The following is a 24,737-nucleotide window of genomic DNA, read 5'->3' as shown; positions in this document are numbered from 1 at the left end:
CGAGAGTCCTCACCTGCTATGGAGCCAACCCAACACGTTAACGTAATCGAGCAGGCCGACGAACCACTAGAGCATAGGGTCTGACATTCGGCGGGAGGACGTGTGGGCAGTGTCGAGGACGTCGCCCGCGGCTCTGGGCGCATCTCCGGTGCGCTGACCGGGCCGGATGTTCCACCGCCGCGCCGGGATCCGGTGCGCACGGTGGTCCGGACCATCGGCGAGGTGCTGATCACCCTTGGCGTGGTCGTGCTGCTGTTCGTGATCTACGAGGTCTACGTGACCGACCTGATCTCGGCGGGCAAGCAGCGCGACGCCACCGCGGCGCTCGACGACCGCTGGAAGGGCGAGCAGGACCCGCAGCGGGTGGACCACTTCGAGGGCCTGAGGGAGGGGGAGGGCTTCGCGAAGATGTACATCCCCGCCTTCGGCTCCGACTACCAGTTCACGATCATCGAGGGCACCACGGAGAAGTCGCTGGAGATCGGGCCGGGGCACTACATCGACACCGCGTATCCGGGCGATCCGGGCAACTTCGCGGTGGCCGGGCACCGGGTGGGCAAGGGTGCGCCGTTCAACGACATCGACCTGCTCGCCTCGTGCGACGCGATCATCGTCGAGACCCAGAACAAGTGGTACATCTACCGCGTGCTGCCGATGGCCGACGAGGTGCAGGACTGGGCGGAGATCGCGAAGACCAAACCGCGATGCAACGTGACCGGATCGCAGGGCAGGAAGCAGGAGGTGAACCCGTTGCCGGGTGACTACGCCCGGACGGTCGGCAGGGAGATCGTGGCGCCGTCGCAGGGATCGGTGATCGCCCCGATCCCGCATCTGCCGCAGTCGATCGGCAGCGCCGGCGACCTTGAGCCGCTGATGACGCTCACCACCTGCCACCCCAAGTTCTCCGACCGGCAACGGTTGATCATCCACGCGATCATGGTGGACCAGTGGATCAAGGGAACCCGGGGAACCGGGCCGCCGCCGGAGATGAAGGAGGGCTGATGTACGCGTGGATCTGGCGGCACCTGCCCGGACCGCTCGCCGTGCGCATCGGCGCGGCGGCGCTCCTCGTCGCCGGCGTGGTCGCGCTGCTGATGCTCGTCGTGTTTCCGTGGCTGGAGCCCATGCTCCCGTTCAACAACGTCACCGCCGAATGAGCGCACGGCCGCCGAGGCCGATGGCGAACACCGCGAGGCCGATGAGCACCGACACGATCGGGAGCGCGGCGGCGAGCAGCAGGCAGGCGAGGAACCCCACCAGGTTGAGCCAGCGGGGCCAGCGGCGCGCCTCCTCGGGTTGGGTGAAGGCGCTGGCGTTGGCGATGGCGTAGTAGACCAGCACGCCGAACGACGAGAACCCGATCGCGTGGCGCAGATCGGCCACCAGGACCAGGCCGCACACCACCACGGCGAGCGCCAGCTCGGCGCGGTGCGGAACGCTGAACCGGGGATGCACGGCGGACAGCCAGTGCGGCAGGTCCCGGTTGCGCGCCATGGCCAGCATCGTGCGGCCGACACCGGCGATCAGCGCCAGCAGCGCGCCGAGGCTGGCCGCGGCGGCGCCGATCCTGGCCACCACGGTCAGGTTCGGGTGCCCGGCGGCGCCGAGCGCGTCGGCCAGCGGGACGGTCGACGCGGCCAGCCGGTCCGGACCCAGCACCAGCAGCAGCGCCGCGCCCACCAGAAGGTAGATCACCAGGGCGCCGGCCAGCGCGCCGATGATCGCCCTGGGGATGGTGCGCCGCGGGTCGCGCACCTCCTCGCCCATGGTGGCGATCCGGGCGTACCCGGCGAACGCGAAGAACAGCAGCCCGGCCGCCTGCAGCACACCGAGCGGCCCGCGGCCGAACCAGTCGCCGGTCAGCCGGTCCGCCGAAGCGTCCATAATGGACAAAGCGATCACCGTTGCCAGCACGAGAAGAACGACGCTCAGCAGGATCCTGGTCAGCAGCGCGGTCCGGGTGACCCCCCGGTAGTTCACCGCCGCCAGCAGCAGCACGGCGAGGACGGCCGCGGGTTTCTCATAGCCCGGCACGGCGTAGCCGGCGAACGTCATCGCCATGGCCGCGCAGCTGGCCGTCTTGCCGACCACGAAACCCCAGCCGGCGGTGAACCCCCACCACGGGCCGAGCCGCAGGCACCCGTAGACGTACGTGCCGCCCGATTCCGGATGCGCCGCGGCCAGCTGGGCCGAGGCGGCCGCGTTGCAGTAGGCGACGAATCCGGCAAGGGCCAAGGCGATCAGCAGACCGGCGCCCGCCGCGGCCGCGGCCGGGGCGAACACGGCGAACACCCCGGCGCCGAGCATCGAGCCGAGACCGATCGCGGTCGCGTCGAACGGACCGAGTCGCCGGGCCAGCTTCCCCCCGGTCAGGGGATCACTTCCCGGGCCGCTCCACGAGCTTCAGCGCCAGCATCGGGCACAGCGTGACGGCGCGCTTGGCGTGCTTGGACAGGTGTCGTGGCACCGGATCCGGCGAGACCACCGGGTATCCCCACTCGTCAAGTCCAATCAGCTCGGGCACCAGCTCGGCGCACATCCCGTGGCCGTCGCATTCAATCATGTTGACGTGCAGCCGTTGCGGAGTCATTTCCATCCCTCGCTTCGACTCGGCGGCGCCGGAACCGGAAGCATCGGCGGCCGGTACAGGCCGGGGCAGCCCTGGCCGGACAGGTGCTTGTCCACGCATGCGCCGAACACGCGCAGGGCGGAGTCGGCCAGCTTCACCACCCCGTCGGGATGCCCGCACGCGCCCCGCTTGTCGACCATGCGCATCCGGAACCGCAGCCGGTCGAGCGCCACCCGGTCCCGCCGCCAGGTCAGCCGGGCCAGGTCGTCGGCGATGGCCGGCAGGCCGTTGAAGCACGGGCCGCACTGCCGGGCGTTCTGCGAGGCCAGCCAGGCGGCCACCCGGACCGTCTCCACCAACCCGCACGCGCCGAGCGGCAGCGCGACCACCACGCCGGCACCCGGCGACGCCCCGTGCGGCCGCAGCGCCTCCGGGGTGAACGGGGTGGCGAGCACTCCCGGCGGCACCCAGGCGCCGCCGTAGCCGCCGAGCAGCAGGGCCTGAAGCGGCTCGGTCGGGCCGCCGGCCGCCCGGATGATCTCGTTGCCGGTGACGCCGACCGGGAACTCGTACACGCCGCGCGCCCGCACCGCCCCGCTCACCGTGAACAGCGCGGTGCCGGGGGCCTCTGCGGTGCCGGCCATCCGGAACCAGTCCGGCCCATGCCGCGCGATCAGGCCGAGATGGGCGAGCGTCTCGGTGTTGGACACCAGAGTCGGCTTGCCGCCGACGCCCTCGCGGTAGGCGGACACGTCGCGGGGCTTGCCCTCCCCGCCGCCGACGAAGTTCGCCAGCGCGGTGGACTCGCTGGAGACGTACCAGCGCGGCGGCTCCATGACCTCGACGGTCAGGCCGACCGCCTTGCCGCCCCAGCCGGCCGCGGCCCGCTCGGCCAGCGCGCCGGCGACGTGCTGCGCCAGCCCGGTGCCGCGGTGCACGCAGACCGTGACCCGCTTGGCCCCGATCGCCAGCGCCGCCAGCTCGGCGCCGTCCAGCACCAGGTGCGGGGCGGCGCGCAGCAGCAGCTTGTCCTTGCCCGCGGCCGGCTCGCTCTCCGCGCCGTTGACCACGACGTGGCACCCGCCCGCCGTCTGGCCGTTGCGGGCGACCGTGCCGAGCTTGCGGCCGGTGGGGAACCAGGCCCCGCCGCGGCCGCGCAGACCGGCCGCGACCACCATGTCCATCAGCCGGGACACCGCGCCGAGCGGCAGCGGCCCGTTGATCGCGGCGTGCTCGGCGAGCATGGCCGTCCGGTTCGTGGCCAGCCACGCCCCGATCAGCCGCGGCTGACCGTCGTATCCAACCAACTGCGGTGTGCTCATAGCGGTCTCCGGATCGCCACCCGACGCCAGCCGGCCACCCGGTACATCCCGGCGGACAGCACCATCACCACGGACACCGCCACCACGCCGAGCACCCAGAGCCGGTCGGTGCCGATGCCGATCGTGTGCGCGAGCGCCACCGGCCAGCCGAGATAGGCCAGCCAGTGCACCGCGCGCCACATGGACCGGCTCAGCCGCGTGCGCAGCAGGCTGGTCAGCACCAGCACGATGATCACGTCGAACGCGACGGTGCCGAGCCCGGTCCACAGCGGGACGTAGCCGGAGACGAACGGGACCACCGCGTCGACCAGGGTGATCTTCACGAAGCGGTCCAGCACGATCGTCACCACGTGCACGACCACCATGCAGACCGCGACCAGGGACACGCTGCGGTGCAGGCTTTCCGTGACGAACCGTGGCCAACGCGGCGACCAGACCCGGCCGGCGGTGAGCAGGCCGAGCGTGAACGCCACGGAGAACAGGACGAGCGAGATGAAGCCGCTGGCCCTGGTCAGGTACCAGTACGTGCTCTCGCTGAGCAGCGGCGCAGCGGTGGTCATGCCGCCTCCCGATGGTCGTGCGGCCAGCCGGCCACTGTGGTCACCGTGCCGTCCGCGGCGACGAGCCGGGCGGCGAGATCACGTTCGGCGAGCCAGTCCGGCGCCCGCCGGCCGAGCACGATCGCGGCGGTGGCGGCGGTGTTGGCCGTGACGCAGTCGGTCGCGGCCACCGATACGTACCGCCAGATCCGCTTGGCCGGCAGCCCGGTCGCCGGGTCCAGCACGTGGTGCAGCACCTGGTCGGCCCGCGTCCACGTGCGCACGGTGGTGCTCGAGGTGGCCAGGCCGCCGGAGCGCACCGCGACCACCTGCCCACCGCTGCTCACCGCGTGGTCGGCGGTGACCCGGACGCCCCAGCCGCCGGCCGGCGCCGCGCCCGCGATGGCGAGGTCGCCGCCGAGGTTGACCAGCGCGCCGCAGCCGAGCCGCTCGGCGATCTGCCGCGCGGCCACGTCGGCCGCCCAGGCCTTGGCGGTCGCGCCGAGATCCAGCCGGACGCCCGCGGGGAGCTTGATGGACCGGGTGGCGTCGTCAAGGACGATCTCCCGCCACGCCTGTCGCGGTCGGACGGGCGTCACCCGACGCGTGGATTTCGGTGGTACGTCGGCAAAGCTGCGGTCGTAGCCGATCGCGATCATGGACGTGCCCAGCGTCGGGTCGACCAGCCCGCCGGTCTCCTCGGCGGCACGCAGCGCCACCCGCACCGCCGCGTACAGCACCGGGTCCACACCGGATCCTTCGCCTTGACCGTTCACTTCGGACAGAGCGGAGTCGGAACGGAAGCGGCTGCAGGAAACGTCGAGATCGGTCAGGAAGCCGCGGAGCAACTCGGCCGCTTCGTCCAATCTGGACTGGTCGGTCACCAGGAGGTGGGCCGTGGTGCCGATGGTGGGGAACCGGACGCCGCTCATGATCCACCCGACGTGGTCTGCTCGTCGCCGCTGGAGCTTTCCGGCTTGTCGTTGGTCTGCGGCTGGCCGTTCTTCGTCGGCGTCGTCGCCGGCTTGGTCTTCGACTTCTGCCCGTAGTCGGTCTTGTTGTTCTGCTTGGGCGGGGGAGCGGCCATGGCGATGCCGGCGCCGAGACCGAGGGTGCCCGCGATGCTGGCGGCGATGATGCCCACGGTCAGGCGGTTGACCCGGCTCTGCGCCGCGTCACGCGCGTTGGGGTGCAGCTGCTTGACCATGACCTACCTCCGGTCCAGTGCCGCGCGGGCGGTCCGGGCGGCGTCGAGCCCCTCCTGTGCGGCCGTGCGGGCCGCGGCGAACTGCGCGTCGGTGGTCGCGCCGGCCAGCAGCGCCTCGGCCTCGCCGTGCCGGGCGGTCGCCTCGGCGACGGCCTCGGACACCGGGCCGGACCCGCCGTACGCGGGCAGCTCGGCGAGCTCGGCGCCGAGCCGGTTGACCAGCTCGATGGCCTGCTCCCGGTCCGTCTCGGCGCCCGACCTCGTGCGCCTTCGGGTCACCAGCACCATCGCGCCGGCGATCAGCACGATCCCGCCGGCGCCACCGAGCACCCACGGCAGCACGGTCGCCGTGTCGTCCGGCCCGGCGGCCGCGGCGCCGCCACCGGGCTCGTCGGCGTACCGGTCGACCCTGGCGACGTCGTCCGGGCACCGCGGCGCGGCCTTGATCTCCGTCACGAAGTCGATCAGCGGCTTGGTCAGGTCGCCGGGCGAGTCGGGGGTGTCGACGGCGTCCAGCGCGGCCTCGTTGGCGTTGATCGCGTCGGCCGCGGCCCGGCCGGCGACGCCCTTGCAGGTCACCTCGGAGCCGGCGTAGAAGTACCGGCCCGAGATCACGGCGATCGTGTGCCCTGGCAGGTCGGCGGCCATCCGGCGGGGCAGCGCGGCCACCTCGCTTACGCTTTCGATCTTCGGGATGATCGCGATCTTGATCGGCTCGGCGCCGATCGCCGCGCGGACCGCGTCGAGGTCGATCCTGCGGTTCGCCACGGGGGACACGTACACCGAGTCGGCGCGTAACGCCGCGGTGGCGTCCTCGACCGGCCCGGCGTCCGCCGAGGGCGCCGCGAGCAGCAGGCCGCCCAGCACCGGGAGGAGCACGGCCAGTCGCCGACCAACAGTCCTCATCACCACCGGATCCTCCTGCGAGCGGTTGCGGCGCGATTGCACGTTCAGCAAAAACACGATCGGAACGCGGCCCCGGTTCATTAGGGTTGCGGCCATGCGCGTTCTCGTGGTCGACAACTACGACAGCTTCGTCTACAACCTGGTCCAGTACCTGGCCCAGCTCGGCGCCGACTGCGTGGTGCGCCGCAACGACGACGCCGCGCTGACCGCCGCCGACGCGCTGACCGGCTTCGACGGGGTGCTGGTCAGCCCCGGCCCGAGCACCCCGGAGCGGGCCGGCGCCAGCATCGAGGTGATCAAGAGGTGCGCCGACCGCCGGCTGCCCGTGCTCGGCGTGTGCCTCGGCCACCAGGCGATCGGGGTGGCCTGGGGTGCCACCGTCGATCGCGCCCCCGAACTACGGCACGGCAAGGTGAGCCAGGTCCAGCACTCCGGCGCCGGCGTGCTCGCCGGCCTCCCCAGCCCGTTCACCGCCACCCGCTACCACTCGCTGACCGTGCTCCCCGAGACCATCCCCCTCGAGGCGTTCGAGATCACCGGCCGCACCGACGGCGGCGTGGTGATGGCCATGCGCCACAAGTCACTGCCGGTCGAAGGCGTGCAGTTCCACCCAGAGTCGGTGCTCACCGACGGCGGCCACCGGATACTCGCCAACTGGCTGGCCACCTGCGGCCACCCCGTGCCCGAGCACCGGGTCGTCGAGCTGGAGACCGCGATGCGCACGCTCGCCGAGGCGGCGCACGCCTGAGCGATCAGCGACGAGCAACCAGCGCGGGGATGTCGATCCTCATGGGGAACGGCTCCGGGACCACCAGCTCGCCTGTCACCGCGGGTGCTTCCTGGTAGAACGTGCCGGCCGGGTGGTATGTCGCGATGCTCGCCGGCGGGTCGAGGTCGACCACCCAGCAATGGGAATGCCGGCGTCGGCGTAGTCGAGCGGCTTCACCCGGGTGTCCGGGCGGCGAGAACCGGGCGAGATGATCTCGATCGCGAGCCGGACGTCGACCGGAGCCAGCCGGGGTACATCGATGTTGGCGGGAATTACGACCACATCCGGCACGCGCACGGTCGCGGGTTCCTGATCGTCGACGACGACTTCGAGTTCGCCGAGCGCCTCCCACTCCGCAGGTAGCTGCTGGATCAGGCGGTAGATCCACCCGCTGATGGGGTGAAGACCGACGCGGCGACACGATCAGGACGCCTTCGTCGAGTTCGTAGTGGCGACCGTTGTCTCGGGCAGCGCCGCGAACTCTTCCAAGGTCGGCAGGCGTGACGGCAACGGTGCGGCGGGCACAACCCGAACTTGTCGCCGGGTGTGCACGCCTGATCGGTCGTCAGCCGCTGGAGCAGTTGTCGTTGACCGTGACGGTGACCTGCTCGTCCCGCCTGATCTCCTCGTTGGCGTTGGGATCCTGGTTCACGATGGTGGAGTTGACGGCCTGGTCGCCGCGGCAGGTGTTGCCGGCGAGGTCGCGGACGGTCAGGTTGCCGTTCCAACCGGCGCTCTGCAGAGCCTGAACCGCTTCCCGGACGGTGGTTCGGCCGGCGCCGAAGTTGGGCATCCGGATCCGCTGCTGGTCGCCGTTCGACACGCTGAGCGTGATCGTGCTGCCGGGCTTTGCCTTGCCGCTCTTGGGACTCTGGTCGACGACGGTGTCCTTGGGCTGGTCGGAGGACACGTCCTTGCGCTCCACCTTGAAGCCGAGGCCCTCCAGGTTGGACTTGGCGGTGTCGAAGGGCTGGCCGACGAGGTTGGGCACGTTGACGGTGGCGGGAGCCTTGCCGATGCTCAGCGTGACGGCCGTGCCGGCCTGCACCGACTGGCCGGCCGGCGGGCTCTGGTCGGCCACCTTGTCGATCAGCTTGTCGTCGTCGACCTCGATCTGCTGCGGGTTGGGCGCGACGGTGAGCTTGGCGTCGGTGAGGGCCTTCGTGGCGTCCTCAAGGCTCTTGCCCCGCACGTCGGGCACCGAGACCTTCTCCGGCGGCGCCCCGACCTGCAGCGTGATCTTGTCGGACTTCCGGACACTGCTGTTGACCGGGGGATCGGTGTCGAACACCTTGCCGTGGCTGTCCGGGCCGCACGGCCCCGGCGTTCCGTCCGGCTTGGCCTGGCAGGGAATCAGCTCCGGCGTGACGTTGGTGAAACCCTGGTCGCGCAGGACCCGCAGGGCCTCCTCCTGCACCATGCCGATCACGTTGGGGATCGGGGCCGTGTCGCCCGGGGTCTCGTTCTTGCCGAACACCAGGGTCGCCAGCCACGCGATCACGCCAACCAAGGCAAGGGCGAGGAGCGTGATGAGGGCGATCGTCCAGCCCTTGCGGCGCCTGCGCCTGCGCTCCTCCTCCTCGTCGGCGTACGGGTCGTAGCCGTCGTAGTCGTCGGTCAGCGCGGTCGGCCGGTGCCGGCCTGGGCGCAGGTCCTGCATGGGCCGGCCGGCCGTCATCACCGCGGTGCGGACCTCGTCGGTCATCACCATGGGGGCCAGCGGCCGCTGCCCGGACAGCACGCGCACCAGGTCGGTGCGCATCTCGGCGGCCGACTGGTAGCGGTTGGCCGCGCCCTTGGCCATCGCCTTGAGCACGACGGCGTCCAGGGCCGGGCTGACCCGCGGGTTGAGCGCCGACGGCGGCTTGGGGTCCTCGCGGACGTGCTGGTAGGCCACCGCGACCGGGGAGTCGCCGGTGAACGGGGGCTCCCCGGTGAGCAGCTCGTAGAGCACGCAACCGGCGGCGTAGACGTCGCTGCGGGCGTCAACGGACTCGCCGCGGGCCTGCTCGGGCGACAGGTACTGGGCGGTGCCGATCACCGCGGCGGTCTGGGTGACCGCGGCCTGGCCGTCGGCGACCGCCCTGGCGATGCCGAAGTCCATCACCTTGACCGCGCCGTTGCGGGTGATCATCACGTTGGCCGGCTTGACGTCCCGGTGCACGATCCCGTGCCGGTGGCTGAAGTCCAGCGCGGCGCAGACGTCCGCCATGATCTCCATGGCGCGCTGGCCGGGCAGCGGGCCCTCGGTCTTGACGATGTCGCGCAGCGTCCGCCCGTCGACGTACTCCATCACGATGTACGGCAGCGGGCCGTACTCGGTGCGGGTCTCTCCGGTGTCGTACACGGCCACGATCGCGGGGTGGTTCAGCGCGGCGGCGTTCTGCGCCTCGCGGCGGAATCGCTCCTGGAACTGCGGGTCGCGCGCCAGGTCGGCACGCAGCACCTTCACAGCGACCTCGCGCCCGAGGCGGACGTCGCGACCTCGGTGAACCTCGGACATGCCGCCGTAGCCGAGCGTCTCGCCCAGCTCGTAGCGGTTGGAAAGCAGTCGCGGTGTGGTCATCGGTGCGCCGTCTCAACTCCTCGTCGTGGTGCGCGTCCCATCATGCCCGGTTCCTTGGCCGGGCAACCGCTGAATCAACCGGGTGGTCCGCCTTCGCGGCACCGGATCGTCACGTCGTGACCGATCGGCACCTGGTCGGACGGCGTTACGTCGGTGACGATGCACCGGTCCATCTGTCGCGGCTCCTCTCCGGTCGCCGTCAGCACCAGCGTGTTCAGGCCCGCGTTGGACAGCTCCAACTCGGCGAACGTCGCCGGGCGGCCCACGTACCGCGCGGGGTCCACGTCGACCACACGTCCCGGGTTCCCGTCCGGATCACGCGGGAACCCGGTTTTCCGGGACGGCGTTCCGCCCGGCTCCGCGTCCCCAGGTGGAGCGTTGACCGACGTTCCAGGCCGCGGCGTCTCCTGATTATCCGTGCCGCCACCGGAGTCCATCAGCGCGGGGATCCCGAACGCGGCGGCCAGGATCAATCCGGCCAGCAGGAGCACCAGCAACGCCCACAGCCAGCCGCGGCCCCGCCGGGGCCGCGGCGGCGGGCCGAGCGGGAACGCGCCGGTGCCCGGCGGCATCCCCGGCGGCGGCGTGGTGGGCGGGCCGATCACGATCCGCGGGTGGGTTCCGGTTGGCGGCCCCATCGCCTGGTGGTACGCCGGCGCCAGCGCCAGGCCGGACGGCGCCGGCAGCGGGTGACCGGCCCGCACCGCGGCCACCGCCGCGGCGAACTCCGCCCCGCTGCCGTAGCGCTGCCGCGGATCCTTCACCAGGGTCGCCTCGATCACCGCGCGGGCGTGCGGCGGCACGTCGGGCGGAAGGGGCGGCGGCAGGTCCCTGATGTGCATCATCGCCACGGTCACCGCGTTCTCCGACAGGAACGGGCGGCGCCCGGCGAGGCACTCGTAGCCGACCACGGCCAGCGAGTACACGTCGCTGGCCGGCTCGGCCTCGTGGCCGAGGGCCTGCTCGGGAGCGATGTAGTGCGCGGTGCCCATCACCATGCCTGATCGAGTGACCGGGGCGGCGTCGGCGGCCTTGGCGATGCCGAAGTCGGTGAGCTTCACCTGTCCGGTCGGTGCGATGAGGATGTTGCCGGGTTTCACGTCCCGGTGCACGAAGCCGCGCTCATGCGCGGCCTGCAGAGCATTGCCGGCCTGCTCGAGGATGTCCAGCGTGCGGTCGGCGGCGATGCGCCCCTCCCTGGCCAGGATCGCCGCAAGCGGCTCGCCCTCGACCAGCTCCATGACCAGGTACGCGGTGTCCTTCGGGCCGTCCACCACGGCCGCGGTCTCACCGTAGTCGTGCACCGCCGCGATGCCGGGGTGGTTGAGCGACGCGGTGGTGCGGGCCTCGGTGCGAAACCGGTGCAGGAACTCGGCATCGCCGCACAGCTCCGGCTTGAGCACCTTCACCGCCACCCGGCGGTCCAGCCGGGTGTCCGCGGCCTCCCAGACCTCTCCCATGCCGCCGACGGCGATCCGCCGCGCCAACCGGTAGCGGTCGGCGAGCAGCTGCCCCGACGTCAGCATGGTCAGATCCCCCCGGCCAGTGCGGCGTTGATCGTGGCCCGCCCGATCGCGGCGGACACGGTGCTGCCGGTGGCCGCCGCGCTCGTGCTCTCCACCACCACGGCGACCGCGATCTTGGGGTTGTCGGCGGGCGCGAACGCCACGTACCAGGCGTACGGCGGGGTGTTCTTCGGGTCGTTGCCGGTCTCCGCGGTTCCGGTCTTGGACGCGATCTGCAGACCCTGGACCTTCCCGGCGCCGCCGGCGTTGTTCTCGGCGCGCACCATCATGTCGCGCAGCGTCGTGGCGTTGCGCTCGGACATGGCCCGGCCCATCCGGTCGGACTCGAAATTGGCGATCTCGGTCTCGTCCGGAGCGGTGATCTGCTTGATCAGCTGCGGGCGCATCCGGGTGCCGCCGTTGGCGATCGTGGCCACGATCTCCGCGTTCTGCAGCGCCGTCAGCCGCACGTCGCGCTGACCGATTCCGGTCTGGTACATGGCGGCGTCGTCCACGACGTTCATGCAGTTGCCGTCCTTGCGGGGACCGATGCAGGACGGGACCACCGGCATGGGGACCGTCAGATCCGCCTCGCCGATGCCGAACTTCGCCGCCTGCGCCCGCACCTTCTCCTCGCCGAGCTCGTGGGCCAGCTGGGCGAAGGCGGTGTTGCAGGACCTCTCGAGGGCCAGCTCCATGGTCGCGGTGGCCCCGCCCCCGCAGGTCTGGTTCTTGAAGTTGGCCTGGCAGGTGGTCTCGCCCGACCCCGGCTGGCAGGGCTGCCCGGTGATCACGTTGATCCCGGCCGCCGCGGTCAGCTCGGTGCCCTTGTCCCTGCCGTCCTCCAGCGCGGCGGCCGCGATCACCAGCTTGAACGTGGAGCCGGGGAAGTAGTTCTCGGCGATCGCCCGGTTCAGCATCGGGTTGCGGGCGTCTCGGGAGAACTCGTTGTACGCCGCCTCCTGGGCGTCGGCGTCGTGCGCGGCCAGCCGGCTCGGGTCGAACGACGGCGTGCTGACCATGGCCAGGATCTCGCCGGTCTGCGGGCGCAGCGCCACCACAGAACCGACGTAGTCGTTCTTGGTCAGCTCGTCGTAGGCCGCCTGCTGCGCCTGCGGATTGATCGTCACCACGACGTTGCCGCCGCGCGGATCCCGGCCGGTGATCAGGTCGGACAGCCGGCGGACGAACAGCCGGTCGTCGGAGCCGTTGAGGATCTGGTCCTCGGTGCGCTCGAGGCCGGTGGCGCCGTAGCGGACCGAGTAGAAGCCGGTGATCGGGGCGTACAGCGGGCCGTTGGCGTACTGCCGAAGGTAGCGCAGCCGGTCGTTGGTCTCCGTGACGTTCGCGATGATCGCCCCGCCGAAGTCGGTCGAGATCTGGATCCGGCCGCGTTGGCGGGCGTACTCGTCGAGCAGCACCCGGCGGTTGCGGCCGTCGGAGCGGTAGTCGTCGGCCTTGACGATCTGGATGTACGTGGCGTTGGCCAGCAGCAGCACGATCATCGCGAGCATCGCGAGCCCGACCCGGCGCAGTGGTGTGTTCATGACTCGGGCCGCTCCACCATGACCGTGTGCGCCTCGGCGATCGGCGTCTGCGGGACGATCCGCGGCTTGGAGCCGCCGTGCGGCCGCCGGGCCGCGTCGGAGATCCGCAGCAGCAGCGCCACCAGCACGTAGTTGGCCAGCAGCGACGAGCCGCCTGCGGACAGGAACGGCGCGGTGATGCCGGTCAGCGGGATCAGCTTGGTCACCCCGCCGACCACCACGAACACCTGCATGATCAACGCGAAGGCCAGGCCGCCGCCGAGCAGCTTGCCGAACGTGTCGCGCACCGCGAGCGCGCTGCGCAGGCCGCGCATGGCCAGCAGCGTGTACACCAGCAGCAGCGCGGCCAGCCCGATCAGGCCCAGCTCCTCACCGATCGCCGCGGTGATGAAGTCGCTGTTGGCCAGCGGCACCATGTCCGGCCGGCCGGCGCCAAGGCCGGTGCCGCCGACGCCGCCGGTGGCGAACCCGAACAGCGACTGGGCGATCTGGAACCCGCCCCGGTCGTAGTCGGCGAACGGGTCGAGCCAGGTCTGCACCCGCTGCGCGACGTGGTCGAACACGTTGTACGCGATGATGCAGCCGCCGACGAACAGGCCGAGCCCGACCACCACCCAGATCAGCCGCTCGGTGGCCACGTACAGCATCACCAGCAGGATGCCGAAGAACAGCAGCGACGTGCCGAGATCCTTCTCGAAGACCAGCACGCCGACTGAGACCGCCCAGGCCACCAGGATCGGGCCGAGGTCCCGGGCGCGCGGCAGGTCGACGCCCGCCACCCGCCTTCCGGCCGCCATGAACAGGTCGCGTTTGGACACCAGGAAGGCGGCGAAGAAGATCAGCAGCAGGATCTTCGCGAACTCCCCCGGCTGGATGGAGAAGATGCCGAGGCGCAGCCAGATCTTCGCCCCGTTGATGGTCGGCGCGATCACACCCGGCAGCATCGCCGGCATGGCCAGCAGCACGAGGCCGACCAGACCGAAGGTGTAGCCGTAGCGGGTCAGCGTGCGGTGATCCTTCACCAGCCGCAGCACGACGAGGAACAGGATCAGCGCGATCGTCGTCCACAGGATCTGTTTGGGCACCTGGGCGCTGAAGTCGTTGTTGGTCTGCAGGGCCCGCTCGGAGTAGGCGAGGTCGAGCCGGTAGATCATCACCAGCCCGATGCCGTTGAGCAGCGCGACGCACGGCAGGATCAGCGGGTCGGCGTACGGCGCCCAGGCCCGCACCGCGGCGTGCGCGATGCCGAACAGCGCAAGGTAGGCCAGCCCGTACCAGACCAGGCGCCAGGTCAGCTGCTGCTCCTGGTTCGCCTCGACCAGCATCAGCGCCCCGGTGACCAGACCGGCGGCGAACGCGAGCATGGTCAGTTCGGTGCCGCGCCTGGTCGGAGCCGACCTGTCCGGCGGGGCACCGCCCGGGCCCGCCGCCACCGCCATCGGGGCTGCCGGCTGTGCCATCAGCCGCCGCCCTGATCCTCGGGGCGGGGCTTGCGGCAGTTGAACCCGGGAACGGGCTCGGCCTTACCCGGCGGCGGGACCGCGCTCGACGTCGGCTGCTGCACGGGCGGCGTGGCCGGCGGCGTCGTGGTGGTCGGCGCCCGCTCCTGCCGGCGCACGAACTCGTCACAGCTGGGCAGGCCGTACTTGGTGCGCAGGTCCTGAATGAACTGGCGGGCCTCGCGGATGCTCTCGAAGCTCTCCGTGCCGGACCGCACCGTGTCCTGGCCGGCCGGCTGCAGGTCGTCGACGTAGCGCTTGTCGCAGGTGGCCGCCGGGTCGCAGGAACCCTGCACCTGCTTGTTCAGCGAGATTCCCAGGATGCTTCCGCGCACCCCCTGGAAGATCGCGATCTCGCCATTGGCGCCCTCGCCGACGAAGTACTGCCGGTTCACCGCGATGATCGCCGCGATGGCCCCGGCCGCGATCAGCATGATCAGCACAAGCAGGATCACGAGCAGCCGGATTCGCTTGCGGCGCTTGGCTTTCGGATCCGGTGGCTCCTCCGGCGGCTCGACCCGGACCGGCTGCATCCGCGGCGCGGTCAGCGCCCCTGCCCGCGCGGCCGGCGAGTCCGCCGGGGTCTGCTCGTCGGAGTTGTTGCCCGCCGCCCCGCCGACGATCGGCGCGTCCTCACCGAAGTCGATGTCCACCACGTCGGCGACGATCACCGTCACGTTGTCCGGCCCGCCGCCCTTGAGCGCGAGCTCGATCATCCGGTCGGCGCACTCCTGCGGATCCGGGATCTGGATCGCCTCGCTGAGCGTCTCGTGGCTGACCACGCTGGACAGGCCGTCGGAGCAGAGCAGGTAGCGGTCGCCGGCCCTGGCCTCCCGGATGGTCAGGTTCGGCTCGATCTCGTGCCCGGTGAGCGCCTTGAGCAGCAGCGAGCGCTGCGGGTGGGTGGCCGCCTCGTCGTCGGTGATCCGGCCCTCGTCGATCAGCGACTGGACGAACGTGTCGTCGTGGGTGATCTGCGTGAACTGCCCGTTGCGGCGCAGGTAGGCGCGTGAGTCGCCGATATGGACCAACCCGATCCTGCTGCCCGCGAACAGGATCGCGGTCAGCGTGGTGCCCATGCCGTCCAGCTCCGGGTCGCCGGACACCAGCTCGGCGATCGCGCTGTTGCCGGCGAGCGTGGCCTCCCGCAGCTGGCTGAGCAGGTCCTCGCCGGGCTCGTCGTCGTCAAGCGGGGCCAGCGCGGCGATGACCACCTTGCTCGCCACCTCGCCCGCCGCATGGCCGCCCATCCCGTCGGCGAGCGAGAGCAGGCGGGGGCCCGCGTACACGGAGTCCTGGTTGGTGGAGCGGACCAGGCCCCGGTCGCTGCGGGCGGCGTAGCGAAGAACGAGGGTCATGAGCGCAGCTCGATCACCGTCTTACCGATTCGGATCGGGGCGCCTAACGGCACCCGCTGGGGTCCCGTGACCTTAGCTCGGTCCAGATAGGTGCCGTTCGTCGAGCCCAGATCTTCGACATACCAATCGGTTCCCCGCAGTGAGATGCGGGCATGCCTGGTCGACGCGTAGTCGTCGTCGAGCACCAGGGTCGAGTCGTCGGCGCGGCCGATCAGGATCGGCCGGCCGTCAAGCGCGATCCGGGTGCCTGCCAGCGCGCCGTGCGTCACGACCAGCTGGCGGGGGGCCTTTCCGCCCAGCTTCTTGCCCCCGGAGCGGCGGAAACCCGGCACCGACACGCGCAGTCCGGCGGCGGCGTAGAGGTCCGATCGGACCACCCGGAGCGCGGCCAGCACGAACAACCAGAGCAGGGCGAGAAACCCTGCTCTGGTCAGCTGCATGATGAGCTCAGGCACCTGTTGTGAACGCTCCCAGCCGTGTCTTTCGGACACCGGGCGACCCCCCACCGGCAGCGGCCGGCGTGGTGGTCGCCGCCGGTGTCAGCCCTGGGTGCGGAACACCAGTGAGGAATGGCCGATCCGGACGACGTCGCCGTCCGCGAGCTGCCACGTCTGCACCGGGGTGCCGTTCACCGTGGTTCCGTTGGTGGAGCCCAGGTCCGCCAGCGTGGCGCTCTGCCCGTCCCAGGTGATCTCCAGGTGGCGCCGGGAGACACCGGTGTCGGGCAGCCGGAAGTCGGCGTCCTGCCCACGGCCGACCACGTTGCCGCCCTGCTTGAGGGAGTACGTGCGGTTCGAGCCGTCGTCGAGCTGGAGGCTGGCCTGCAGCTGGCGCGGGCCGGTCTGCACCGCAGGCGGGGCGTAGCCCTGCTGCGCGTACGGGTCACCGCCGGGCGGCGGGTAGCCACCCGGCTGGCCGTAGCCACCGGGCTGGCCGTAACCCTGGTCGTAACCGCCCTGCTGGCCATAGCCCTGGTCGTAACCGGGCGGGGCGTAGCCACCTTGCTGGCCGTAACCCTGGTCGTAACCGGGCGGGGCGTAGCCACCTTGCTGGCCATAGCCTTGCTGGCCGTAACCGCCCTGCTGGCCGTAACCCTGGTCGTAACCGCCCTGCTGGCCATAGCCGTAGTTGGGATCGTTGCCGTATTGGCCCTGGCCGTACCCGTACTGTCCGTACGGGTCGCCATCTGGCGCGGGGCCGTGGCCGGGAGGCTGGCTCATGGATCGGTCTCCTGCGTTGCGAGGTGGTGCTGACCGCATGCCGGCCTGGCGGCCCGCACCCCTGACGCTGGATGCCTTGACGTCAGGGTCAACGGTCGAGCGGGTTCGAAACTGTCCGGTGTGCAGCGCGTCGGAGCGCTCCAGGGAGACTACGACGTCACCATAAGTGTCCCAACCGTGCTCGGCGAGATGCTCCGCCACACAGTCCGCGAGCAGCGCGGTGATGCGGTCCTCGTCGCCAGCGAAGTTCTGGTGGTCGGCCGGCCCCAGTTGCACTATGTAGTGGTTGGGGGCAAGCAGCCGGCCACCAGCCAGCTCGCGAATGTGGGCCTCTCCCTCGCGCTGCAGCGCCTGCGCCACTTCTTGGGGCACGACGTTGCCACCGAACACACGCGCGAAGGAGTTCCCCACGAGGTTCTCCAGCTTGCGGTTCAACCGCTGGCCGATGCCCATGGGTCCCTCCCTTCCAGCGTGTGCTCCTTGCTCGATCGTATCCGGGTGCGGCCGGGACGACATCGGGATGTACAAACCAGCCCCTACCCACCTGCTATGCTTCCTCGGTCGCTCGGGCGAGTGGCGGAATGGCAGACGCGCACGGTTCAGGTCCGTGTGTCCGTAAGGACGTGGGGGTTCAACTCCCCCCTCGCCCACGCAATCCCCTGTCCGCGGAAAGCGCGGACCGCTCGTGGGCTCGGATTTTGTTTCTGGGGGCGACCCCCAGAACCCCACGGTGCTAGCTCCTTCCGAACCGGCGCTGGGGCGTTGGCAGTGGACGAGCAAGGGTTGGCCGGTAGGGGCGTTACTGCATTTGGGTATGACCGGTCGGCTTGGCACTAACCCAGACGGCCGCACAGTGGGGGTGAAGTCGCAAGGGCGGTCGTCGACCGGTTATCGCTCGGTCTAGGCCGTCGGTCGATGGGGGCACTGTCGTGGGTGCGTTTGCTCTACCCATACCTGGTACGCCGGACATGTACGTCAGTGGGCGGCGAGGAGAGGGTCGACGGTGACAGGCATGTCAGGGCGGACGGCGGTTCCGGAGAGCGTCGGTGTGCTGGCGCCGCTTGTGCCCAGTGTCGAGCTGCCTGCGCCGGCCGACGAGCTGGGGGTGGCGGCCGCCAACGAGCTCGGCTGGTCGGGCATCGTGCTGCCCGAGATGCGGCTGCTTGGGCGGCGGGTGTGCCTGGTCGTCGAGCTGATGACCGAGGCGCACGCGGAGCGGATCTGTCTGGGGCAGGGCCCGGTGACGGACCGGGCCAGCGTGGCGACCTGGGTGTGGCCGGAGTTTGCCGGGCAGGTGCCGGAGCCGGCCGTGCGGGTCGTGGGGGTCATCGCAGTGGCGCGGCACTGGCGGACCGGGCTGGCGAACGTGGTGCCGTTCCTGCGGTACGGGGACGCGGCGATCGTGGTGCCGACGTCGGTGGTGCTGACCAACGACTACGTGGCCAACTGCTTGCCGCGGGCACGGGCCTACGGGGTGGCGGTGGTGCGGACCGAGCCGGACGCCCAGGTGGATCTGGATCTGCCGGGGCGGGCCGAGCGGGCGCACGCCGGGATCGACGGGATCCACCGGTGGATCAGCGAGCTGGCCTACGACAAGATCCTGACGACGCCCTAGTGAGGGCTTACCGGCACCGAGGGCTGGCCGGAGCGCCGCCCGAGGGGTCGGTGTCTGTCAACCGGCGGCCGACGACGATCAGTAGTGCCATCAGCCCTGCCCTCACATTGGATTGGAGCGGCTGAACGCATGCGGGTGGTGATCGCGGGCGGGCACGGGCAGATCGCGTTGCTGCTTGAGCGGCTGCTGGCCGAGCGGGGGGACGAGGCCGTCGGCATCGTGCGCAATCCCCAGCAGGTGGCCGATCTGAAGGCGGCCGGGGCCGACGCGGTGGTGCTCGACCTGGAGAAGGCCACCGTCGAGGACGTGGCGGCGGTGCTGGCCGGTGCGGATGCGGCGGTGTTCGCCGCGGGCGCGGGTCCGGGGAGCGGGGCCGCGCGGAAGGAGACCGTGGACCTCGGGGCGGCCCTGCTGTTCGCGGAGGCGGCCGGGATCGCCGGGGTGCGGCGGCACATCCAGATCAGCGCGATGGGGCTGGAGCGGGCCGACGACGAGCGGCTGGATGAGGTGTTCCGGGCCTACCTGCGGCCAAGGACGGCGCCGAGCGGGACCTTCGGGGCAGAGACCTGGACTGGACCATTCTGCGGCCGGGACGGCTCACGGACGGACCGGCGACGGGGCGGGTACGGCTGGCCGAGTCCGTTCCGCGGGGCGAGGTGAGCCGCGCCGACGTGGCGGCCGTGGTCGTCCAGTTGCTCCACGATCCGCAGACCATCGGGCGGACGCTGGAGCTCGTCTCAGAGTGAGCCGAGAACCCTTGTGATGTAAGGGTTCGCGAACAGACCGTTGGGGTCCACTTCGGACCGGACGCGGGTGAAGTCGTCGAACCTGGGGTAGAGCGCGCGCAGGGCGGCGGCGTCCAGGGAGTGGATCTTTCCCCAGTGCGGGCGGCCGCCGACCGCGGCGGCGATCGACTCGAACAGGTCGAAGTAGGTCCGGTAGGGCATGCCGACGTACTGGTGGATCGCGATGTAGGCGGAGTCGCGGCCGTAGGCGGTGGACAGCCAGATGTCGTCGGCGGCGGCGACCCGGATCTCGACCGGGAGCATCACGTGCTCGGACAGGGCGGGCACCCGGGCGCGCAGCTCGGCCAGCACGTCGCCGAGCGCCGCGCGGGGGATGGCGTACTCGGACTCGACGAACCGGACGCTGCGGGGGGTGACGAAGACCCGGTGTGAGACGTCGCTGTAGGAGCGCCGGGACAGCGCCGAGGAGGTCAGCCGGGCCAGCGGGCGGACGAGGCGGGGGACGCGGCGGCCGAGCCGGCACAGCGCGTCCAGCACGGCGTTCTCCATCACCCGGTACTCGTAGAAGCGGCGCACGGGACCGAGCGGCCGTGGGACGGCGCCGGGCGGCAGGCGGTTGTTGCGCTTGGTCAACGCCTTGCTGCCGTAGGGAAACCAGTAGAACTCGAAGTGGTCGTTGTCGGCGCAGTTGGCGTCGAGCGCCTCGAGGACGGCCTCGAGCGGCTCCGGTCGCTCCTCGGCGGCCAGGACGAACGACGGCTCGGTGCGCAGGGTGACGGTGCTGATCACGCCGAGCGCGCCGAGGCCGACCCTGGCGGCGGCGAACAGGTCCGGCCGCTCGGTCGGCGAGCAGGTGACGACGGAGCCGTCGGCCAGCACCAGCTCCAGGGCGGCCACCTGGGTGGCCAGGCCGCCGAAGGCCGCGCCGGTCCCGTGGGTGCCGGTGGAGATGGCGCCCGAGACGGTCTGCGCGTCGATGTCGCCGAGGTTGGTCATGGCAAGGCCGAGCCGGTCGAGCTCGGCGTCGAGCGCGCGCAGCGTGGTGCCGGAGCGCACGGTGACAAGGCCGGTGGCCACGTCGGCGGCGGTGATCCCGGTCCATCCGGACAGGTCGAGGGCGACGCCGTGGGCCGCGCCGACCGCGGTGAACGAGTGGCCGCTGCCGCGCGCCCTGACGGTCTGCCCGGCCTCGGCCGCCCCGGTCACGGCCTTGCAGATGTCGGTGACGTCGCGCGGCCGGACGATCGAGGTGGCCACGGCCGACTCGGTGTCGGCCCAGTTGCGCCATGCCAACGACATGGGAAGACAATAGGTGAAATAACTTCACATTACAACCGCGCTGCCGTACCGTGGACGGCGTGTCCCCCAAGCGCTCCCGGCTGGACACGGCCACCAAGCATCTCGACCCGCCGCTGGCCGTGGTCGACCTCGACGCGTTCGACCAGAACGCCGCGGATCTGGTGCGCCGTGCGGCAGGCCGGCCGGTCCGGGTGGCCAGCAAGTCGATCCGGTGCCGCTACCTGCTCGAGCGCGTGCTGCGCCGGCCGGGCTTCGCCGGGGTGATGAGCTACACGCTGCCGGAGGCGCTGTGGCTGGCCGCCGAGTGGGCCGGCACCGACCTGGCCGGCACGGACATCATGGTGGCCTACCCGACGGTCGACCACGGCGCGCTGCGCGAGCTGGCCGGCGACGAGCGGTACCGGTCGTCGATCTCGATCATGATCGACTCCACGGATCACCTCGACCTGGTCGGCGCGGCGCTCGGGGTCGATCACCCCGAGATCCGGGTGTGTCTCGAGCTGGACGTGTCCTGGCGGCCGCTGCTCGGCCGCGACATCGTGCATCTCGGCGCCCGCCGCTCCCCGGTGTTCACCGCGCGCCAGGCGGCCGCGCTGGCCGAGGCGGTGCTGAACCGGCCGGGCTTCCGGTTGGTCGGCCTGATGGGCTACGAGGGCCAGATCGCCGGCGTCGGCGACGACCCGGGCCGCCGGTTGGCCGGCGCGGCGCTGCGCTGGGCCCAGCGGCACTCGGCGGCCGAGCTGGCCCGGCGCCGGGCCGACGCGGTGCGGGAGATCTCCGCGCTCACCCCGCTGGAGTTCGTCAACGGTGGCGGCACCGGCAGCATCGAGACCACGAGGGCCGAGGACGCGGTCACCGAGCTGGCCGCCGGCTCCGGCCTGATCGGGCCCACGCTGTTCGACCACTACCGGAGCTTCTCCCCCCGGCCGGCCGTGCTGTTCGCGTTGCCGGTGGTCCGCCGGCCGCGCCGGGGCATCGCCACCCTGTTCGGCGGCGGCTACCCGGCGTCCGGCCCGGCGCGTCCCGACCGGCTGCCCCGCCCGCACCTGCCGGCGGGCCTGCGGCTGTCCCGCCTCGAGGGCGCCGGCGAGGTGCAGACCCCGGTGGTCGGGCGGGCCGCCGACGACCTGCGGGTGGGCGACCGGGTGTGGCTGCGGCACACCAAGGCCGGGGAGCTGGCCGAGCGGTTCGCCGAGTACCACGTGATCGAGGCCGACCGGGTGGCCAGGACCGTGCCGACGTACCGCGGCGAGGCCAGGTGCTTCGGCTGAGGGTCAGTTCGCCTTTGTGAGCTGGCCGGACAGGTAGGCGCGGACCACCGTGCGGGCCTCGGTGATCATTGCCTCGGCCGGGAACTGCTTGCGGCGGAAGGCGAGGTCGAGGATGCCGTCGGCGATCTCGATGGCCACCGCGACCGGCAGCCGCACCGCCTCGAGCGGGATGCCGAACTTGGCCACGATCAGCTCGGCCAGTCCGTCGGCGAGCACCGTGTTGTTGTCCCGCTCGTCGGCGATCAGCCGGAGGTCGACCACGTCCCCGAACCGGATCCGGCTGAACCCGGGCACCTCGCGGTACATCTGCACGTAGACGTCGAAGGCGATGTCCGCGCCGTCCCACCAGTGCTCGAGGTGCGCCTCGTCCAGCCGGCGCTCCATCTCGGCCAGGAAGTGCTCGAGGTTGCGCTGGGTCAGCGCCTGCACCACGGCGCGCTTGTCCGGGAAGAACTGGTACAGCGAGCCGACCGCCACCCCGGCGCGTTCGGCGATCAGCGTTGTGGTCACCCCGTCGTAGCCGAGCTCCTCGATGAGCGCCGCGCAGGCCTCGAGCATCTGCTCGACCCGTTTGGCGCTGCGCTGCTGCACCGGCCGGCGCCGGAGTGGAACTGGTGTTGCCACGCGATCTCCCCATGCGGAATCGGTTCTTCAAGCCTAGCGGGGAACGGCCCGAGGCGGGCTACGCTCCGCACATGAGCCTGCCGTCGCCGTCCGGCCCGTCCACCCCGTCGAAGCCACCGGCCAGCACCGACGACGGGTCGCTGGCCAGCCCGCTCGGCCGCGCCGCCGCCCTCATGGTGGCGTTCCTGGCGTTGCTGTGGGTGGTCGAGCTGGTCAACCTGGCCACCGACCGGGAGCTGGCCATCGCCGGCGGGATCCGCCCGCGCGACCCGGGCAGCCTGGTCGACATCCTCACCGCGCCGTTCCTGCACGGCAGCCTCGAGCACCTGGCCAGCAACGCGCTGCCGCTGTTCAGCCTCGGCTTCATCGCGGCGACGACCGGCTGGAAGCGGTTCCTGCTGGTGACCGCCGTGATCATCGTCGTCGGCGGTTTCGGGGTGTGGCTGTTCTCCCCGGCCAACAGCCTGTCGGTCGGGGCCAGCGGCGTCGTGTTCGGCTACTTCGGCTACCTGCTGCTGCGCGGCCTCGTCGACCGCCGGCCGGTGGACATCGTCGTGTCCCTCGGCGTCGCCCTGTCCTACGGCTATGTCATGTGGAACTCGATCGGCTTCGGCGTCCAGGGCATCTCCTGGCAGGGCCACATCGCCGGCCTGATCGGCGGCCTGCTCGCCGCCATCCTCTTCCGCGAAGCCCGCACACAGGCAAGGGCAGGCTCAAGCGCTGGTCCACAACCACCGCCACCAGCCCCGTCAACGTAGGGAGCTGGCACCGTGGGGGTTTGGGGGGCTCGCCCCGCAACACAATGCGGAACGACCCGGTTCGCGCTTTTCGCGAACACGGGTCGCCCGGAGTGGAGCCGCAGGCCGATACTGGTCGGGGGAGGGGGAGTGCAGCAGCACCGGCCCGCGGGGTCTTGGGGGGATTCAGTTGTGAGCGGCCGGCGATCCGGTTCGTCTCGCTCGGGGGTACGGGCGAACCGGACCACCGGCCTCGTGACGACTACTCGGCCGCGCTCCGTCCGGGGTAACGGGGGCCGAGGTCGTCGGTTTCACCTGGCTCCAGCCGGAACGCGACTGGTCGATCGGACGGACAGGGGCTCGTCTACCGCGTGACGCGCGGCTGGCTGAGGCGCGAGCCCGCCGGCCACCAGGTGTTCGTACGCCGCTCGCCACACCGAGCACGGGGCCTTCTGCTGGCGCCAGCGCGTGGAGCACGCCCGGCAGTTGCCACGGTCATCCGGCTCGTGTGCCGCGAGCATCGAGCGCCAGCCCTCGGTGAGCCTTGGCAGCTCGGAACGCGCTACTGACAGCAGGGACGGCGCGTCGGCGTGGTTCGCCAGCTCGGAGAGCATGTCGAGACGCTCCCACACCGCGTCGCGCAGTACCTGCCCGAGTATCTCGTCCACCGAATCGTCACCGTCACCTTTCCGCCTGTTCGGCGGCTTCGCGTAGGGCGGCCCGCAACTGGCCGAGCTGGCCGGTCGACAGGACCGCGGTCTCACCAGGGGGGCCGACGAGGACCACCTGGTTTCGTTCGACGAGCACGGTAAGGCATCGCTCGCGGTTGATCACATCGCCGCAACTGACCCGCCAAACTCGACGGCCGGCGACCGAACCTTGCAGCTCACCGCGGTGACCGGGGAACGTAAACTCGTCGGCGGACGTAGAAGCAGGGGATGCTGCCGTCGCCACTGCCGAACGGGCAAGCTCCACGGTCTCGGTTTCCCTCCGTGCTCGGACACTTACAACCAACTACATTGGTGGGCGACAAACGAGAATGGACCGTCACAGCGCCGATCGGCGGCCGTCCGACGGTAAGCGGTCGGCAAAGTTCGGTCCGGCCGATCAGGTTCGCCGATCTGCACTTCTCGAGCCATGTGAAGTGCGCATACTCTGCGGTTGACGCCCAGTGGACTGTGAGGGGGCGGCATGAACTCCACAGGATCTCAAGGATCTCCCATTCCTCCGGAGGAGTGGGAGAAGCCGGAGATGCGCAGCGCGCTCGCCGCGCGGGAGGTCAGCACCGTTTATCGGCTGTTGCGGCGCACTGGTGTCTCACAGCGCCAGATCGCGGCCCTGACCGGTCAATCGCAGTCCGAGGTGTCGGAGATTCTCAAGGGTCGTCAGGTCATGGCCTACGACGTGCTGGCGAGGATCGCCGACGGTCTGGGTGTCC

The 24,737-nt window shown here is 71.1% G+C and carries 26 protein-coding genes, 1 tRNA gene and 2 pseudogenes; 9 read left to right on the top strand and 20 right to left on the bottom strand.

What is annotated here, in order from left to right:
- Nucleotides 1–102 precede the first annotated feature (102 nt).
- Both VGX25_RS13285 and VGX25_RS13280 read left to right on the top strand, forming a co-directional pair.
- Complete coding sequence (locus tag VGX25_RS13285; protein ID WP_326918030.1) at nt 103–1,002, top strand: class E sortase; 900 nt, start codon at nt 103–105, stop codon at nt 1,000–1,002.
- Nucleotides 1,002–1,157 (top strand): hypothetical protein, encoded by a 156-nt coding sequence (locus VGX25_RS13280; RefSeq protein ID WP_326918029.1) that lies wholly within the window; start codon nt 1,002–1,004, stop codon nt 1,155–1,157. Before VGX25_RS13285 ends, VGX25_RS13280 begins: the two co-directional genes overlap by 1 nt.
- Here VGX25_RS13280 and VGX25_RS13275 read toward each other — a convergent pair.
- Genes VGX25_RS13275 through VGX25_RS13245 form a run of 7 tightly spaced genes read right to left on the bottom strand, consistent with a single transcriptional unit; the run spans nt 1,144 to nt 6,543 of the window.
- A complete protein-coding gene (locus VGX25_RS13275) occupies nt 1,144–2,373 on the bottom strand; it encodes an APC family permease (protein WP_326918073.1) in 1,230 nt (409 codons plus the stop codon). The two genes, VGX25_RS13280 and VGX25_RS13275, sit on opposite strands and share 14 nt — an antisense overlap.
- 4 nt (nt 2,374–2,377) lie before the next feature.
- Nucleotides 2,378–2,590, bottom strand: coding sequence for a ferredoxin (locus tag VGX25_RS13270; RefSeq protein WP_326918028.1), 213 nt, complete (start codon nt 2,588–2,590; stop codon nt 2,378–2,380).
- A complete protein-coding gene (locus VGX25_RS13265; RefSeq protein WP_326918027.1) occupies nt 2,587–3,891 on the bottom strand; it encodes an NADH-ubiquinone oxidoreductase-F iron-sulfur binding region domain-containing protein in 1,305 nt (434 codons plus the stop codon). The genes VGX25_RS13270 and VGX25_RS13265 overlap by 4 nt, the downstream gene beginning before the upstream one ends.
- Nucleotides 3,888–4,451: a ferric reductase-like transmembrane domain-containing protein gene (locus VGX25_RS13260; RefSeq protein WP_326918026.1), complete on the bottom strand. Its 564-nt coding sequence runs from the start codon at nt 4,449–4,451 to the stop codon at nt 3,888–3,890. Before VGX25_RS13260 ends, VGX25_RS13265 begins: the two co-directional genes overlap by 4 nt.
- The gene (locus tag VGX25_RS13255) at nt 4,448–5,362 is read right to left on the bottom strand and encodes an FAD:protein FMN transferase (protein WP_326918025.1); all 915 of its coding nucleotides are present in this window, start codon (nt 5,360–5,362) and stop codon (nt 4,448–4,450) included. Before VGX25_RS13255 ends, VGX25_RS13260 begins: the two co-directional genes overlap by 4 nt.
- Nucleotides 5,359–5,637: a hypothetical protein gene (locus VGX25_RS13250; protein ID WP_326918024.1), complete on the bottom strand. Its 279-nt coding sequence runs from the start codon at nt 5,635–5,637 to the stop codon at nt 5,359–5,361. Before VGX25_RS13250 ends, VGX25_RS13255 begins: the two co-directional genes overlap by 4 nt.
- 3 nt (nt 5,638–5,640) lie before the next feature.
- Entirely contained in the window at nt 5,641–6,543 is a 903-nt protein-coding gene (locus VGX25_RS13245; RefSeq protein WP_326918023.1) for a hypothetical protein, read from the bottom strand.
- Nucleotides 6,544–6,637: 94 nt separating this feature from the next.
- Here VGX25_RS13245 and VGX25_RS13240 point away from each other — a divergent pair, with 94 nt between their 5' ends.
- Nucleotides 6,638–7,291, top strand: coding sequence for an aminodeoxychorismate/anthranilate synthase component II (locus VGX25_RS13240; protein WP_326918022.1), 654 nt, complete (start codon nt 6,638–6,640; stop codon nt 7,289–7,291).
- Nucleotides 7,292–7,295: 4 nt separating this feature from the next.
- On the opposite strand, the gene VGX25_RS13235 is transcribed toward VGX25_RS13240, so the two are convergent.
- From VGX25_RS13235 to VGX25_RS13200, 9 genes and pseudogenes are all read right to left on the bottom strand, one after another.
- Nucleotides 7,296–7,445: a hypothetical protein gene (locus VGX25_RS13235; RefSeq protein ID WP_326918021.1), complete on the bottom strand. Its 150-nt coding sequence runs from the start codon at nt 7,443–7,445 to the stop codon at nt 7,296–7,298.
- Nucleotides 7,446–7,510: 65 nt separating this feature from the next.
- Nucleotides 7,511–7,684, bottom strand: a pseudogene (locus VGX25_RS35665) (Uma2 family endonuclease); the annotation flags it as partial.
- Nucleotides 7,685–7,877: 193 nt separating this feature from the next.
- Nucleotides 7,878–9,878, bottom strand: a complete 2,001-nt coding sequence (gene pknB / locus VGX25_RS13230; RefSeq protein ID WP_326918019.1) for a Stk1 family PASTA domain-containing Ser/Thr kinase — start codon at nt 9,876–9,878, stop codon at nt 7,878–7,880.
- A 74-nt stretch (nt 9,879–9,952) separates the two neighbouring features.
- The gene (locus VGX25_RS13225) at nt 9,953–11,404 is read right to left on the bottom strand and encodes a serine/threonine-protein kinase (RefSeq protein WP_326918017.1); all 1,452 of its coding nucleotides are present in this window, start codon (nt 11,402–11,404) and stop codon (nt 9,953–9,955) included.
- Between the two features lie 2 nt (nt 11,405–11,406).
- A complete protein-coding gene (locus VGX25_RS13220) occupies nt 11,407–12,930 on the bottom strand; it encodes a penicillin-binding protein 2 (RefSeq protein ID WP_326918016.1) in 1,524 nt (507 codons plus the stop codon).
- Complete coding sequence (locus tag VGX25_RS13215; protein ID WP_414635791.1) at nt 12,927–14,390, bottom strand: FtsW/RodA/SpoVE family cell cycle protein; 1,464 nt, start codon at nt 14,388–14,390, stop codon at nt 12,927–12,929. The genes VGX25_RS13220 and VGX25_RS13215 overlap by 4 nt, the downstream gene beginning before the upstream one ends.
- On the bottom strand, nt 14,390–15,787 hold the full coding sequence (locus VGX25_RS13210) for a PP2C family protein-serine/threonine phosphatase (RefSeq protein ID WP_326918015.1): 1,398 nt from the start codon (nt 15,785–15,787) through the stop codon (nt 14,390–14,392). The genes VGX25_RS13215 and VGX25_RS13210 overlap by 1 nt, the downstream gene beginning before the upstream one ends.
- The gene (locus VGX25_RS13205; protein WP_326918013.1) at nt 15,784–16,242 is read right to left on the bottom strand and encodes an FHA domain-containing protein FhaB/FipA; all 459 of its coding nucleotides are present in this window, start codon (nt 16,240–16,242) and stop codon (nt 15,784–15,786) included. Before VGX25_RS13205 ends, VGX25_RS13210 begins: the two co-directional genes overlap by 4 nt.
- Before the next feature lie 84 nt (nt 16,243–16,326).
- Nucleotides 16,327–17,460, bottom strand: a complete 1,134-nt coding sequence (locus VGX25_RS13200) for a DUF3662 and FHA domain-containing protein (protein ID WP_326918012.1) — start codon at nt 17,458–17,460, stop codon at nt 16,327–16,329.
- A gap of 114 nt (nt 17,461–17,574) precedes the next feature.
- On the opposite strand from VGX25_RS13200, the gene VGX25_RS13195 reads away from it, so the two are divergent.
- From VGX25_RS13195 to VGX25_RS13185, 3 genes and pseudogenes are all read left to right on the top strand, one after another.
- Nucleotides 17,575–17,657: transfer RNA gene (locus VGX25_RS13195), tRNA-Leu, on the top strand.
- A gap of 362 nt (nt 17,658–18,019) precedes the next feature.
- Nucleotides 18,020–18,622 (top strand): hypothetical protein, encoded by a 603-nt coding sequence (locus VGX25_RS13190; RefSeq protein WP_326918011.1) that lies wholly within the window; start codon nt 18,020–18,022, stop codon nt 18,620–18,622.
- Between the two features lie 129 nt (nt 18,623–18,751).
- Nucleotides 18,752–19,368: pseudogene (locus tag VGX25_RS13185) on the top strand (NAD(P)H-binding protein).
- Here VGX25_RS13185 and VGX25_RS13180 read toward each other — a convergent pair.
- Nucleotides 19,360–20,667 carry a D-arabinono-1,4-lactone oxidase gene (locus VGX25_RS13180; RefSeq protein ID WP_326918010.1) on the bottom strand — a complete coding sequence of 436 codons (1,308 nt, stop codon included), beginning with the start codon at nt 20,665–20,667 and terminating at the stop codon, nt 19,360–19,362. The pseudogene VGX25_RS13185 and the gene VGX25_RS13180 overlap by 9 nt on opposite strands.
- A gap of 59 nt (nt 20,668–20,726) precedes the next feature.
- Between VGX25_RS13180 and VGX25_RS13175 the strand changes: the two genes are divergently transcribed.
- On the top strand, nt 20,727–21,938 hold the full coding sequence (locus VGX25_RS13175) for an amino acid deaminase/aldolase (protein ID WP_326918009.1): 1,212 nt from the start codon (nt 20,727–20,729) through the stop codon (nt 21,936–21,938).
- Nucleotides 21,939–21,941: 3 nt separating this feature from the next.
- Here the strand turns inward: VGX25_RS13175 and VGX25_RS13170 are convergent, their stop codons facing one another.
- Nucleotides 21,942–22,562, bottom strand: coding sequence for a TetR/AcrR family transcriptional regulator (locus VGX25_RS13170; RefSeq protein ID WP_414635790.1), 621 nt, complete (start codon nt 22,560–22,562; stop codon nt 21,942–21,944).
- 71 nt (nt 22,563–22,633) lie between these two features.
- Here VGX25_RS13170 and VGX25_RS13165 point away from each other — a divergent pair, with 71 nt between their 5' ends.
- Nucleotides 22,634–23,320: a rhomboid family intramembrane serine protease gene (locus VGX25_RS13165; protein ID WP_326918008.1), complete on the top strand. Its 687-nt coding sequence runs from the start codon at nt 22,634–22,636 to the stop codon at nt 23,318–23,320.
- 290 nt (nt 23,321–23,610) lie between these two features.
- Here VGX25_RS13165 and VGX25_RS13160 read toward each other — a convergent pair whose 3' ends face one another.
- Nucleotides 23,611–23,967: a hypothetical protein gene (locus tag VGX25_RS13160; RefSeq protein ID WP_326918007.1), complete on the bottom strand. Its 357-nt coding sequence runs from the start codon at nt 23,965–23,967 to the stop codon at nt 23,611–23,613.
- Between the two features lie 13 nt (nt 23,968–23,980).
- The gene (locus VGX25_RS13155) at nt 23,981–24,274 is read right to left on the bottom strand and encodes a hypothetical protein (RefSeq protein ID WP_326918006.1); all 294 of its coding nucleotides are present in this window, start codon (nt 24,272–24,274) and stop codon (nt 23,981–23,983) included.
- A 216-nt stretch (nt 24,275–24,490) separates the two neighbouring features.
- On the opposite strand from VGX25_RS13155, the gene VGX25_RS13150 reads away from it, so the two are divergent.
- The coding region (locus tag VGX25_RS13150) for a helix-turn-helix transcriptional regulator (protein WP_326918005.1) at nt 24,491–24,737 on the top strand (247 nt) is incomplete at its 3' end.

Source organism: Actinophytocola sp. (genome assembly GCF_035942955.1).
Taxonomy (GTDB): Bacteria; Actinomycetota; Actinomycetes; order Mycobacteriales; family Pseudonocardiaceae; genus DASYTH01.
The sequence above is the reverse complement of the archived record's forward strand: the minus strand, read 5'-3'. Positions and strand labels throughout refer to the sequence as shown.

Coding starts and splice junctions, on each gene's coding strand:
- VGX25_RS13280 (WP_326918029.1), top strand. CDS start 1,002: ATGTACGCGTGGATCTGGCGGCACCTGCCCGGACCGCTCGCCGTGCGC.
- VGX25_RS13270 (WP_326918028.1), bottom strand. CDS start 2,590: ATGACTCCGCAACGGCTGCACGTCAACATGATTGAATGCGACGGCCAC.
- VGX25_RS13265 (WP_326918027.1), bottom strand. CDS start 3,891: ATGAGCACACCGCAGTTGGTTGGATACGACGGTCAGCCGCGGCTGATC.
- VGX25_RS13260 (WP_326918026.1), bottom strand. CDS start 4,451: ATGACCACCGCTGCGCCGCTGCTCAGCGAGAGCACGTACTGGTACCTG.
- VGX25_RS13255 (WP_326918025.1), bottom strand. CDS start 5,362: ATGAGCGGCGTCCGGTTCCCCACCATCGGCACCACGGCCCACCTCCTG.
- VGX25_RS13250 (WP_326918024.1), bottom strand. CDS start 5,637: ATGGTCAAGCAGCTGCACCCCAACGCGCGTGACGCGGCGCAGAGCCGG.
- VGX25_RS13245 (WP_326918023.1), bottom strand. CDS start 6,543: ATGAGGACTGTTGGTCGGCGACTGGCCGTGCTCCTCCCGGTGCTGGGC.
- VGX25_RS13240 (WP_326918022.1), top strand. CDS start 6,638: ATGCGCGTTCTCGTGGTCGACAACTACGACAGCTTCGTCTACAACCTG.
- pknB (WP_326918019.1), bottom strand. CDS start 9,878: ATGACCACACCGCGACTGCTTTCCAACCGCTACGAGCTGGGCGAGACG.
- VGX25_RS13225 (WP_326918017.1), bottom strand. CDS start 11,404: ATGCTGACGTCGGGGCAGCTGCTCGCCGACCGCTACCGGTTGGCGCGG.
- VGX25_RS13220 (WP_326918016.1), bottom strand. CDS start 12,930: ATGAACACACCACTGCGCCGGGTCGGGCTCGCGATGCTCGCGATGATC.
- VGX25_RS13215 (WP_414635791.1), bottom strand. CDS start 14,390: ATGGCACAGCCGGCAGCCCCGATGGCGGTGGCGGCGGGCCCGGGCGGT.
- VGX25_RS13210 (WP_326918015.1), bottom strand. CDS start 15,787: ATGACCCTCGTTCTTCGCTACGCCGCCCGCAGCGACCGGGGCCTGGTC.
- VGX25_RS13200 (WP_326918012.1), bottom strand. CDS start 17,460: ATGGGCATCGGCCAGCGGTTGAACCGCAAGCTGGAGAACCTCGTGGGG.
- VGX25_RS13190 (WP_326918011.1), top strand. CDS start 18,020: ATGTCAGGGCGGACGGCGGTTCCGGAGAGCGTCGGTGTGCTGGCGCCG.
- VGX25_RS13180 (WP_326918010.1), bottom strand. CDS start 20,667: ATGTCGTTGGCATGGCGCAACTGGGCCGACACCGAGTCGGCCGTGGCC.
- VGX25_RS13165 (WP_326918008.1), top strand. CDS start 22,634: ATGAGCCTGCCGTCGCCGTCCGGCCCGTCCACCCCGTCGAAGCCACCG.